Below are 12,471 nucleotides of genomic sequence, written 5' to 3' on the forward strand. Positions count from 1 at the left end.
GGGACAGCGGCCCGCGCGCGTGGTCGGCTGGGCTCGTGCGCCTGTTGCCCGATCACGTCCGCCGGCTCGCCGCCTGGTGCGCCGTGCTGCTCCTCGTCGCGGGCGTGGGCTGGGTGGGGGTGCGGCTGTGCGCGGAACTCCGTACGGCCGTGACACCGGTGCTGCTCGCCCTGCTCGGCACCGCGCTGCTCGGTCCGCTGCACCGGTGGCTGGTGCGGGCGGGGGTGCAGCCGTCGGTGGCGGCCGGGCTCACCTGCGCCGCCGTGCTGGCCGTCGTCGGCGGCGCCGTCTACATCGTCGCCGCCGCGCTCGTCGACAACGGCGGGCAGATCGTCGCCTCGCTGCGGAACGCCGCCAGGGCCGTCGCGCGGCACTTCGGAGCGTCCGGCACCGGGCTGGACGACCTGGCCGGCAACGCGCGCGAGCTGCTGGGCAAGTTCGGCGGGACGGCCGCGTCCAACGTCGTCAGCGGGGTCGGCGTCGTCGCCGAGAGCATCGCCATGGCGGTGCTGGCGCTGCTGCTCGTCTTCTTCTTCCTGCGCGACGGGCACCGGGCCGTGGCGGCCCTGCGCTCCCTGGCGCCCGGCGGCACCGCCGACACCCTGGAGGCCATGTCCCGGCGGGCGTTCGCCGCGATGGAGGGGTTCATGCGCGGGACGACCCTCATCGCCCTCATCGACGCCCTGTGCATCACCGTCGGCCTGCTGGTGCTGCGGGTGCCCGGCGCGGTGGGGCTGGGCGCGCTCGTCTTCGTCGGCGCCTACATCCCGTACCTCGGCGCCTTCCTGTCGGGCGCGGTGGCCGTGCTGGTGGCCCTCGCCGACCGGGGTCTCGTGACCGCCCTGTGGACGGTCGGGGTGGTGCTCGCGGTGCAGGTGCTGGAGGGGCATGTGCTCCAGCCGGTCATCCAGAGCCGCACCGTGCAGATGCACCCGGCCGTCGTGATGGTCACGATCACCGCGGGCGCCTCCGTGGCGGGCATCCTCGGCATGCTCCTCGCGGTCCCGCTGACCGCGGCGGCCTTCGGTGTCGGGGCCGAGCTGCGGGAGCGGTACGGGGAACGGCCCGACGGACCCGCCACCACCGGGCCGTAGCGCCCCTTCCCGGGGCGGCGGCGGGCCGCGCGTCACCGGCGCGAGGTCACGCGTCCTCCGCGGGTCCCGCCGGTTCGCACAGCTCGAACCAGATGCTCTTGCCCTCGCCGCGCGGGTCCACCCCCCAGGCGTCCGCGAGGAGTTCGATCAGCATCAGACCGCGGCCGGAGGAGGCCAGTTCGCCGGGGTGGCGCCGGTGCGGCAGGTCGTCCCCGGTGTCGAAGACCTCCACCCGCAGCCGCCGCGCGGCCGGCTCGCCGGTGATCTCGGCGAGCAGCAGCGCGTCCGCGTCGGTGTGCACCAGCACGTTGGTGACCATCTCGGAGACCAGCAGCACCGCCGAGTCCACCTGGTCGGCCGAGGCCCAGTCGTGCAGCAGCTCGCGCAGGTGCTGGCGGGCCTCGGCGATCCGGTCCGGTTCGTCCTGCGCCACCGACAGCAGGGTGCGCCGCGCCGGGATCCGGACCGCGGTCGTGCCGCCGCAGCCGCAGCCGTCCCCCGGCCGGCACAGCAGCAGGAGCGCGATGTCGTCCTCGCGGCGGTCGGCCAGCGGGCCGGTGGTGTGGTGCGAGAACGGCCCGTGCACCGCCCGCACCAGTTCGTCGGCCAGGGACTCCAGGTCGCCCTCGTGGTCCTCCAGGGTCGCGCGCAGCCGCCGCCAGCCGCTCTCCATGTCGTGCCCGCCGGTCTCGATCAGGCCGTCGGTGCACAGCATCAGCGTCTCGTCGGGTTCGAGGGTGAACCGGGTCCTCGGGTAGTCGGCGTCCGGGTCGATGCCCAGCGGCAGCCCGCCCGTCGTGGGCCGCAGCATCACCGTGCCGTCCGCCATCCGGATCACCGGGTCCGGGTGGCCGGCGCGGGCGATCTCCAGCATGCCGGTCACCGGGTCGGCCTCGACGTACAGGCAGGTCGCGAAGCGCGGGTCGGCCAGCGGGTCGTCGGCGGAGGAGTGGGTGACGCCGTGCAGGAAGCGGGAGGCGCGGGAGAGGACGGCGTCCGGGCGGTGCCCCTCGGCCGCGTAGGCGCGCAGCGCGATCCGCAGCTGGCCCATGAGCCCGGCCGCGCGGACGTCGTGGCCCTGCACGTCCCCGATGACCAGCGCGAAGCGGCCGGACGGCAGCGGGATCACGTCGTACCAGTCGCCGCCGACCTGGAGACCGCCGCCGGTCGGGATGTACCGGGCCGCCACCCGTATCCCCGGGACCTCGGGGCCCAGCGACGGCAGCATGGAGCGCTGGAGGCCCTCCGACAGCTCCCGCTCGGACTCGGCGGCGCCGGCCCGGGACAGCGCCTGGGCGAGCATCCGGGCGACCGTGGTCAGGACGGCGCGCTCGTCGGGTGTGAACGCCACGGTGTGGGTGAAGGCGGCCATCCAGGCGCCCATCGTGCGCCCTGCGGCCGTCAGCGGCAGGAACGCCCACGAGCGGCGGCCGAAGACCCGGGCGAGCGGCCAGGTGGCGGGGTAGCGCTCCTTGTACTCCTCCGGGGACGACAGGTAGACGGCCCGTCCGGTGCGGACCACCTCGGCCGCCGGGTAGTCGGTGTCCAGCGGCATGTCGGAGAAGGGGTTCATGGCATCGGGCTGGTGGCCGTGCTGGCCGGTGATGGAGAGCCGGTCGCCCTTCACCCCGAACACCACGAGCCCGTCCGGTGAGAAGCCCGGCATGGACAGGCCGCCCGCCACCCGGAGCACCTCGGCCGTGGACCGGGCCTCCGCCAGCGCGCGTCCCGCGTCCAGGAGGAACGCCTCCCGGGAGCGCCGCCAGTCCCCGGTGACCGCGCTGCGGGCGGCCGCCGTGCCCGGGGTGGGCTCGGTCACCTCCTGGAGGGTGCCGATCAGCTCGTACGTCTGCCGTTCGGGGTCGTAGGACGGCTTCGACCGGCTGCGGACGACCCGCAGGACGCTGCCGTCCACGTCCATGACCCGGATGCGCACCTCGGCGAGGGTGTTCTCGGCGACCGCCAGCCGCACCACGCCGGTGATCTCGTTCCAGTCGACCGGGTGCAGCCGGGCCCGGGTCTGCGCCTCCGTGAGGGTGGCCGGCTCCGCGGGCAGGCCGAGCAGCCTCGCCGCCTCCGCGTCCACGGTGACCAGCCCGGCGGCCGTGTCCCAGTGCCACAGCCCGGTCGCGAGGGCGGCGAGGACGTCCCCGACGGACGGAAGAGGCTCGCCAGTGCGCATTGCCCCACTTTAGGAAGATGTGACGGGAGCGTGCCACCTTGGTGCGGGCGGATGACAAGGGGGAGGAGCCGATCTGGCGTGCCCGGTACCCTTGATGGGTCCGGGCCCGTGCCCGTTCCCGCCGGTCCGCAGAGCCGGCGGGAGAGAACCCACCACGAAGGACGATGAACGACGATGCATCGGTACAGGTCCCACACCTGCGGCCAGCTCCGCGCCTCTGACGTCGGCACCGACGTCCGGCTGAGTGGCTGGCTGCACAATCGGCGCGACCTGGGCGGCATCCTCTTCATCGATCTGCGCGACCATTACGGCATCACGCAGCTCGTCGCCCGCCCCGGCACCCCCGCGTACGAGGCCCTGGACAAGATCTCCAAGGAGTCCACGGTCCGCGTCGACGGCCGCGTTGTTTCACGTGGAACCGAGAACGTGAACCCCGAGCTGCCCACCGGTGAGATCGAGGTCGAGGTCGCCGACGTCGAGCTGCTCGGCGCGGCGCAGCCCCTGCCCTTCACCATCAACGCCGAGGACGGGGTCAACGAGGAGCGGCGCCTGGAGTACCGCTTCCTGGACCTGCGCCGCGAGCGCATGCACCGCAACATCATGCTGCGCACGGCGGTCATCTCGGCGATCCGGCACAAGATGACGGCGCTGGGCTTCAACGAGATGGCGACCCCGATCCTGTCGGCGACCTCCCCCGAGGGCGCGCGCGACTTCGTGGTCCCCTCGCGCCTCAACCCGGGCAAGTTCTACGCCCTGCCGCAGGCCCCGCAGCAGTTCAAGCAGCTGCTGATGATCTCCGGCTTCGACCGCTACTTCCAGATCGCGCCCTGCTTCCGCGACGAGGACGCCCGCGCCGACCGCTCGCCGGGCGAGTTCTACCAGCTCGACGTCGAGATGAGCTTCGTCGAGCAGGAGGACGTCTTCCAGCCGATCGAGCAGCTCATGACCGAGCTGTTCGAGGAGTTCGGCAACGGCCGCCACGTCACGTCCCCGTTCCCGCGGATCCCGTTCCGCGAGGCGATGCTCAAGTACGGCTCCGACAAGCCGGACCTGCGCGCCAAGCTGGAGCTGGTGGACATCACCGACGTCTTCGAGGGCTCGGAGTTCAAGGCGTTCGCCGGCAAGCACGTGCGCGCGCTGCCCGTCCCGGACGTCTCCGCCCAGCCGCGCAAGTTCTTCGACCAGCTCGGCGACTTCGCCGTGTCGCTGGGTGCGAAGGGCCTGGCCTGGGTCCGCGTCGGCGAGGACGGCACGCTGTCCGGTCCCATCGCGAAGTTCCTCACCGAGGAGAACGTCGCCGAGCTGACCAAGCGCCTCTCGCTGGCCCCCGGCCACGCGATCTTCTTCGGCGCGGGCGAGTTCGACGAGGTCTCCAAGATCATGGGCGCGGTCCGCGTCGAGGCCGCCAAGCGGGCCGGCCAGTTCGAGGAGAACGTCTTCCGCTTCTGCTGGATCGTCGACTTCCCGATGTACGAGAAGGACGAGGAGACCGGCGCGATCGACTTCTCGCACAACCCCTTCTCCATGCCGCAGGGCGGCCTGGAGGCCCTGGAGACCCAGGACCCGCTGGACATCCTGGGCTGGCAGTACGACATCGTCTGCAACGGCGTCGAGCTGTCCTCCGGCGCGATCCGGAACCACGAGCCGGACATCATGCTCAAGGCGTTCGAGATCGCGGGCTACGACCGTGAGACCGTCGAGGACAAGTTCGCCGGCATGCTGCGCGCCTTCCGCTTCGGCGCCCCGCCGCACGGCGGCATCGCCCCGGGTGTGGACCGTATCGTCATGCTCCTCGCGGACGAGCCCAACATCCGCGAGACGATCTCCTTCCCGCTCAACGGCAACGCCCAGGACCTGATGATGGGCGCCCCGACCGAGCTTGAGGAGTCCCGCCTGCGCGAGCTGCACCTGAGCGTCAGGAAGCCGCAGCCGAAGTAACACCGGGCCCCCTGTGCGCGCCGGTCCGTCCTGACCTGTTCTCGACGGCCGGCGCGCACAGTCGTCTCACCGGATGCGTGGGGGCGGCTTCCTCCGCGCCGAAGGCGTACTCCCACTCCGGCAGTGTGCTCATTCGGTCTCGCTGGTGTCGGTGCGGCAGTCGCGGCAGCGGCCGGGGGCCGGTGCCCGGAAGACGCGTTCGCAGCCGTCGCAGGTCTGCCAGGGGTGACGGGGCTCCAGGGCCGGTGAGGCCGGAGGCCGGAACGGCGGCGTGGGCGGGAGCTGGGCGGTCAGCCGGTGGGCGAGGAAGGCGGCCGGGCGGATCAGGGGCTCGTTCGGCAGGTTCGCCGTCAGCGCGGAGCGTACGGCGGCGGGGGTGAGGTCGCGCTCCAGCCAGGCGGCGACACCGGGGGCGAGGTGTTCGGCGTCGGTGGCGGACAGGAGCAGGCGGGGGTCCGTGCGGCGCAGGCCGGCGAGGACCTCGGTGGCCGTCCGGAGCAGCCCGGGGGAGGCGTACGCGGGCTTCGGCACGGCCGGGAGGGCGCGGCGGCGTGCGGGTTCCCGCTGCGGGGCGGGGGCCGTCCGGCGGGGCGCCGCCTCGGGGGCGTCGCGGGTGCGGTGGCGGTCGGGCTGGTTGCAGGAGACGGTGCGGGTGACGACCCGGCCGGCCGGGGTGCGCTCGCGGGTGCGGCGCAGGTAACCGTGGGTCTCCAGTTCGCGCAGGGCGGCGGCGATCCGGGTCGTGCCCTCGGGGAAGCGGGCGGCGAGGGTCTTGATGTCCACGGGGGCGCCGGTGGGGACCGACTGGATGTACACCGCCAGCCCGATGGCGAGCCCGGACAACTCCGAGTGCTGGGCGAGGTGGTTGCCGATCACCGTGAACCGGGCGGTGTGCCGGGTGTTGTCGTGGACGACACCGCCGGCGTGGGCCATCGCGTGTGTGTTCCGAGGCTGCCGGTGCGGGTGGTTTTTACCGCTGTTACGGGACCCGGCGGGCGGGGGCGCGCTACTGTTTTCGGTATCCATCGGGAAGGTACTGCTTCCTTGGTGGTCAGGCCCTCGCAGTGGGATGCCCGTCCCGGCGAGGGCCGTTTCGTATGTCTGGGGTCGTGTCGTGCCGCGTGGTGCTGCGCCGAGCGTAGGGCAGACAACCGGGGGCGAATCCAGCCCAGTTGGTGATGTTCACCCACGGGAGTGATCGTGCGCCGCGGGTGGGAGGGGCGGGGCTTGGTGGGTTCCTTTCCCCCTCGTGGTCCTAAGGAAGACCGCCGCGGGCACCGGAGCCCACGTTCCCGTGCTCCGGTGCGCGTGCCGTTTCCGCCGGGACCGGGTGGATTTTTCGCTGTTCAGCTACAGCAGCAGCGGTGACGGCAACGACTGCGTCGAGATCGCCGCCACCCCCGGCTCGGTGCACGTCCGCGACTCCAAGAACATAGATGGCCCGCGGCTCGCGCTCACGCGCGGTGCCTGGGCCGACTTCGTGCCGTACGCGGCCGGGCGCTGACACGCGCGTGCTCGCCCGCGGCGGGGCCGGCGGGCGAGCACGTCAGGGAGCGGAGGGGTGTCAGCCCTCCTCGCCGCCGAAGCGGTCCTTGTACGTCGCCAGGTCCTCGTCGGTCAGCTTGGCGAACAGGACCGGCGGGACCGTGAACGGGGTGCCGGCCGGGACGGAGGCCAGGGCCTTCGCCTCCTCGGCGCCGACCCAGGCCGCGGTGTCCTGCGGCAGGGCGAACGCCTCGCGCATGACCTTGGCCGTCGCCGGGATGAACGGCTCGGAGACCACCGCGTACAGGTGGATGAGGTTCATCGCCGTACGCAGGGTGAGGGCCGCGCCCTCCTTGTTCGTCTTGATCTCCAGCCAGGGGGCCTTCTCCTCCAGGTAGGAGTTGCCGGCCGACCACAGGGCGCGCAGGGCGGCCGCGGCCTTGCGGAACTGGAGGGCCTCCATGTGCGACTCGTACTCCGCGAGGAGCGACGCGATCTCCTCGCCGAGCCTCGCCTCCGCCTCACCGGGCTCGCCGCCGGCCGGGACCTCCTCGCCGAAGCGCTTCTTGCTGAAGGACAGCACGCGGTTGACGAAGTTGCCGAGGGTGTCGGCCAGGTCCTTGTTCACCGTGGCGGTGAAGTGCTCCCAGGTGAAGGACGAGTCGTCCGACTCCGGGGCGTTGGCGATCAGGAAGTACCGCCAGTAGTCGGCGGGCAGGATGGCCAGGGCCTGGTCGGTGAAGACGCCCCGCTTCTGCGAGGTGGAGAACTTGCCGCCGTAGTACGTCAGCCAGTTGAACGCCTTGACGTAGTCGACCTTCTTCCACGGCTCGCGCACGCCCAGCTCGGTCGCCGGGAACATCACGGTGTGGAAGGGGACGTTGTCCTTGGCCATGAACTCGGTGTAGCGGACGGTGTCGTCCGCCTCGTACCACCAGGACTTCCAGTCGCGGTTCTCCGGGTCCTGGTCGGCCCACTCCTTCGTCGCGCCGATGTACTCGATCGGGGCGTCGAACCAGACGTAGAAGACCTTGCCCTCGGCCGCCAGCTCCGGCCAGGTGTCCGCAGGCACCGGGACGCCCCAGTCCAGGTCACGGGTGATCGCCCGGTCGTGCAGGCCCTCGGTCAGCCACTTGCGGGCGATGGAGGAGGCGAGCTGCGGCCAGTCGTCCTCGTGCCGGGCCACCCAGGCCTCGACCTCGTGCTGGAGCTTGGACTGGAGCAGGAACAGGTGCTTGGTCTCGCGGACCTCCAGGTCCGTGGAGCCGGAGATCGCCGAGCGCGGGTTGATCAGGTCGGTCGGGTCCAGCACGCGGGTGCAGTTCTCGCACTGGTCGCCGCGGGCCTTGTCGTAGCCGCAGTGCGGGCAGGTGCCCTCGACGTAGCGGTCCGGCAGGAAGCGGCCGTCGGCCGGACTGTAGACCTGGCGGATCGCCCGCTCCTCGATGAAGCCGTTCTCGTTCAGCTTCCGGGCGAAGTGCTGGGTGATCTCGCGGTTCTCCGGGCTGGAGCTGCGGCCGAAGTAGTCGAAGGCGAGCGCGAAGCCGTCGTAGACCGCCTTCTGGGCGTCGTGCGCCTGCGCGCAGAACTCGGCCACGGGCAGGCCCTGCTCCTTGGCGGCCAGCTCGGCGGGGGTGCCGTGCTCGTCCGTCGCGCAGATGTAGAGGACGTCGTGACCGCGCTGGCGGAGGTACCGGGAGTACACGTCCGCCGGGAGCATGGACCCCACCATGTTGCCCAGGTGCTTGATCCCGTTGATGTACGGAAGGGCGCTGGTGATGAGGTGTCGAGCCATCGTGGCTGCTCCCAGGTCGCTGCTTTTCTGCGGTTTCGAACCTTGAAATCGTAGCCGACACGGGTGGGCCGCCCGCTTCCCGTTTTGCAGGGCGGGAAGGGGCGGCCACGGTGGCTACGCTCCGTCACGGGCGGTCGGCTGTCAGGGCCGCCAGGTCGCGAGGACGCCTTCGTACAGCTCGGTGTCCGTCAGCTCGCGGGGGGTGGGACCCGCGTGGAAGAAGGACGCGTTGCCGGTCTTCAGCTTGCGGAGGTAGTCGAAGGCCTTGTTGTCCGGCTCGCCGAAGGCGACGAAGGAGAAGAACACGGCGGGGTGGGAGTCGGCCGCCGAGGTCAGGGCCTGGGTCGCGGGGGTCTTCGCGTCCGGGGCGCCGTCGGTCTGGAAGACGACGAGGGCGGGGGTGCCGGGGGCCTCGTTCTTCTCGTAGTGGGCGAGTACGGCCTCCACGGCGGCGTGGTAGCTGGTACGGCCCATGCGGCCGAGGCCCGCGTGCGCGTCGTCGACCTTGGTCTCGTGGTCGGCGGTGAGGGTGAGGTCGGTGGTGCCGTCGACCTCCGTGGAGAAGAAGACGACGTGGACCGTGGCCTCGGGGTCGACGTGGGCGGCGAGCGCGAGGGTCTGGTCGGCGAGGGCCTGCGCGGAGCCGTCCTTGTAGTACGGGCGCATGCTCGCGGAGCGGTCCAGCACGAGGTAGAGCTTGGCCCGGGTGCCGGTGAGGTCTTTCTTCTTCAGGGCGGTGGTGGCGGCCTTGTAGGCGGTGGCCAGGGCGGGGGTGCGGGACCGGACCCTGGTCAGGGGGATGGCGGGGGTGGGCTTGGGGGGTTCGGGGGTGGTGGTCGGCTCGGGGGCTGCGGGCGTCTCGGCTTCGCCTTCGGCGGTTGTGTTCCCATCCGCATCACCCGTGCGGGTGGCGTCGTCGGCCGCGGGTGTCTCCTGCGGGGCGGGCTCGCCGTCGGCGGCTGCGGGGGCCGTGGTCGTCTCAGCCGCTTCCGGCTCCGCCGTCGCTTCCGGCTCCGCCGTCGTCTCGGCTGCCGCCGGTTCCGGCTCGGACGTCTCCGTGGTGGTCGGCTCGGGGGCTGCGGGCGTCTCGGCTTCGCCTTCGGCGGTTGTGTTCCCATCCGCATCACCCGTGCGGGTGGCGTCGTCGGACGCGGGTGTTTCCTGCGGGGCGGGTTCGCCGTCGGCGGCTGCGGGGGCCGTGGTCGTCTCAGCCGCTTCCGGCTCCGCCGTCGTCTCGGCTGCCGGTTCCGGTTCCGGTGCCGCGGTCGCCTCGGGCTCGGGGGCCTCGGCCGACTCCTCCGACTGCGTCGTGGCCGGTTCCTCGGTATTGACCTCGGCCTCGGCCGGCGTCTCGGCCTCGGCCTCGGCCGGCTCCTCCGCCTTGGGCTCGGGCTCGGCCGGCGGCTCGGGCTCGGTCGGGTCCTCCGTCTTGGTCTCGTTCTCGATCGGGTCCCCGGTCGTCACCACCGTCAGGGCCAGGACCAGTTCCTCGACCGGTTCCTCCGGTGTCGCCGGGAGGCCCGTCGGTTCGGTCGGGGGCGCTGTCTGCTGGTGAGGGACCTTGATGTTGTCGAAGGCCGCTGCCACCAGGTCGTGTTCCTCGGCGGCGGACCGGGGCTCGGGCACGGACGGGGCCGTCGGCTCCGGTGCGGGCGGGGCCTGCTCGGCGGGCCGGTCCGCGGCTTCCGCTTCCGCCGCCGCCTCCGGTGCGGGCGGGGCCTGCGGGGCGGAGGGGGCCGTACCCTCCGCCTCCGGCTCCGGCTCCGCCGCGGGCGGGGTCTGCGCGGGGACCTGGTCCGCACCCTCCGCCTCGGTGGCTCGTGACTTGCGTGAGCGGCCGAATGCGTTTCGCAGGAGAGTGAGAATGCCCATGTGCGCAACCCTTCGCGTGAGGTTGTAATCCGTCAATCGCTGGCCAGGACGGACACGTAAGGTTAGCGGCCCCGAGTAGCGGGACCGTGTCAGCGCGGGGACGTGATGGCTCGGGCCGCGGCCACCTCCTGGCGCAGGGGCTCCAGCACGCTGCCCGCCGGCCCGGTGAGGTCGGTGCGGACCGCGATCAGGGTCCGCGCCCGCCGCACGCCCTCGGACAGTTCCCGCAGTTGCAGCGCGACCTGGGCGATCTCGCCGGTGGACGGCGGCGCCGCGCCGTGCCGGACGCGGACGCGGGCGGCCGTCGTGGCGTCCACGATGCGTTCCACGGCGACGACCAGCGGCCACCACGCCGCGGCGCGCCGGCCGGTCGGCGGCGGCTCGGACAGCGCGCGCTGGAACTCGGTGCGGACGACGGACAGATCGCGGTAGAGGCGGCGGCGCATGCGGGCGCGGGCGGACGGGTCGGTGCCGTCGCCGAACGCGGCCTCGACGTAGGCCGCGGTGTCGGCCACAGCGTCGGCCAGCCGGTCGCCCACCCGGGTGTGCCAGCTCTCGGGCCACAGCAGGTACCCGGCGACCAGCACGATCGCGCAGCCCAGCAGCGAGTCGTTCAGCCGCGGCAGCAGCAGGGCCGTGCCCTGGTGGTTGAGGATGTCGGAGAGCAGCAGGATCACCGGGGTGATGGCCGCCGTCTGGAAGCCGTAGCCGCGCGGGGTGAGGGCCGGGATGAGCGGTGCCAGCAGGAAGAGCGCCGGGACGTCCCACCAGCCGAGGGGGACCTCGGCCAGCACCACGGCCGCCACCACCAGCCCGGCCACCGTGCCGAGGCCGCGCAGCAGGGCGCGGGAGAAGACCGAGCCGAAGTCCGGCTTGAGGATGAAGGTGACGGTCAGCGCGACCCAGTAGGAGCGGGGGACGGCCACGAGGGAGACCAGGGCCTGCGCGATGCCGATGCAGACGGCCAGGCGTACGCCGTAGCGCCAGGAGTTGGCGGACAGTACGACGGTGCGCGCGGCGCGGGCCGTGCGGATGCCGGCCGCGGCCGGGCGGCCCAGCCGGTCGTCGATGCCCCGGGGGTCCACGTCGGGCGCGGTGACCACCTCGGCCGCGTGCCGCACCGCGTGGTCCACGGCCCGGCCCGTCTCCGTGGTGGGCAGGGGCAGGTCGAGGGGCGGAGGGGGCGCGTCGTCCGCCTCCACGGCCCGGGCCAGGACGCGGAGCGCGCCGGGGATCTCGGGCGGCAGCGGGCGGGCCGCCAGGTGGGCCGCGGGGGCCGCCTCGATCACCGGGGTGATGGCGTTCAACCGGGCCAGCATGCGGGTCAGTTCGGGGCTGCGGCCGTGGTGGCGGGTGCGCCGGGCCAGGACCAGGTCGTACGACTGGTTCAGGGACCGGGTGACGGTGCGGCGGGCCTCCTCGTACTCCTCGGTGCGGTCCGTGCCGGCGGCGGCGAGCAGGTCGGCGGCCGTGCGGTAGGTGGCCGCGACGGCCGCGCGCTCCGGGACGCCCGCGCGCAGCGGCCAGGACAGCAGGGCCAGCAGCAGGACCAGGAGGCCGCCGCCGGTCATCAGGACGGGGGCCAGCCACCAGGGGGACGGCAGCGGAAGGCCCGCGCCCACCACGCAGTTGAGCAGCAGGAGCAGGCCGGACACCGAGGCGACGGCGCCGATCGTGGAGATCATGCCGGAGACCAGGGCGACGCCGGTGACCGCGGCCACCGCGTACCAGCCGTGGCCGTACGCCAGCGTGCCCAGGGCCACGCCGATCGCGCCGAACAACTGCGGGACGGCGATGTTGAGGATGCGCATGCGGTAGGCGTCGGCGGTGTCGCCGATGACGCCGGACAGGGCGCCCATGGAGGCGAGGGCGCCGTAGGCGGGGCGGCCGGCGGCCAGCCCGATCGCCAGGGGGAGGGCCATGGCGAGGGCGGCGCGGGCCATGGCGGGCCGGTTGACGGGGGCCTGCTCGGGTCTGAGGTTCCGGATCAGCCAGTCGGGAGGGGTGAGGCCGATGGGGAACTCTCGGAACATGTGTCCAGTATGACCGGTTCGACTCCGGTGGGCGGGGGCGGGGAGCGTGCGTGTGCCGCCGGGCTCGTCGCG

General features: G+C 72.9%; 8 protein-coding genes. 3 read left to right on the plus strand and 5 right to left on the minus strand.

Annotated elements, in window-relative coordinates; all coding sequences use genetic code 11:
• Positions 1-35 precede the first annotated feature (35 nt).
• Positions 36-1,094 (plus strand): AI-2E family transporter, encoded by a 1,059-nt coding sequence (locus ACZ4K2_RS16730; protein ID WP_467468305.1) that lies wholly within the window; start codon positions 36-38, stop codon positions 1,092-1,094.
• Between the two features lie 46 nt (positions 1,095-1,140).
• On the opposite strand, the gene ACZ4K2_RS16735 is transcribed toward ACZ4K2_RS16730, so the two are convergent.
• Positions 1,141-3,276: a SpoIIE family protein phosphatase gene (locus ACZ4K2_RS16735; RefSeq protein ID WP_467468303.1), complete on the minus strand. Its 2,136-nt coding sequence runs from the start codon at positions 3,274-3,276 to the stop codon at positions 1,141-1,143.
• 174 nt (positions 3,277-3,450) lie between these two features.
• Here ACZ4K2_RS16735 and aspS point away from each other — a divergent pair, with 174 nt between their 5' ends.
• Positions 3,451-5,214, plus strand: coding sequence for an aspartate--tRNA ligase (aspS, locus tag ACZ4K2_RS16740; protein WP_467468302.1), 1,764 nt, complete (start codon positions 3,451-3,453; stop codon positions 5,212-5,214).
• A 129-nt stretch (positions 5,215-5,343) separates the two neighbouring features.
• Here the strand turns inward: aspS and ACZ4K2_RS16745 are convergent, their stop codons facing one another.
• Entirely contained in the window at positions 5,344-6,240 is an 897-nt protein-coding gene (locus ACZ4K2_RS16745) for a helix-turn-helix domain-containing protein (RefSeq protein ID WP_467468301.1), read from the minus strand.
• A 304-nt stretch (positions 6,241-6,544) separates the two neighbouring features.
• Between ACZ4K2_RS16745 and ACZ4K2_RS16750 the strand changes: the two genes are divergently transcribed.
• Positions 6,545-6,718, plus strand: a complete 174-nt coding sequence (locus ACZ4K2_RS16750; protein WP_467468299.1) for a DUF397 domain-containing protein — start codon at positions 6,545-6,547, stop codon at positions 6,716-6,718.
• 60 nt (positions 6,719-6,778) lie between these two features.
• On the opposite strand, the gene metG is transcribed toward ACZ4K2_RS16750, so the two are convergent.
• The 3 genes from metG to ACZ4K2_RS16765 all read right to left on the minus strand — a co-directional run bounded on the left by metG (position 6,779) and on the right by ACZ4K2_RS16765 (position 12,399).
• The gene (gene metG, locus ACZ4K2_RS16755; RefSeq protein WP_467468297.1) at positions 6,779-8,494 is read right to left on the minus strand and encodes a methionine--tRNA ligase; all 1,716 of its coding nucleotides are present in this window, start codon (positions 8,492-8,494) and stop codon (positions 6,779-6,781) included.
• A gap of 141 nt (positions 8,495-8,635) precedes the next feature.
• Entirely contained in the window at positions 8,636-10,366 is a 1,731-nt protein-coding gene (locus ACZ4K2_RS16760; protein ID WP_467468295.1) for a VWA domain-containing protein, read from the minus strand.
• An 89-nt stretch (positions 10,367-10,455) separates the two neighbouring features.
• Positions 10,456-12,399 (minus strand): FUSC family protein, encoded by a 1,944-nt coding sequence (locus tag ACZ4K2_RS16765; protein ID WP_467468293.1) that lies wholly within the window; start codon positions 12,397-12,399, stop codon positions 10,456-10,458.
• Positions 12,400-12,471: the final 72 nt, after the last annotated feature.

Source organism: Streptomyces sp. NPDC025833 (assembly GCF_055558055.1).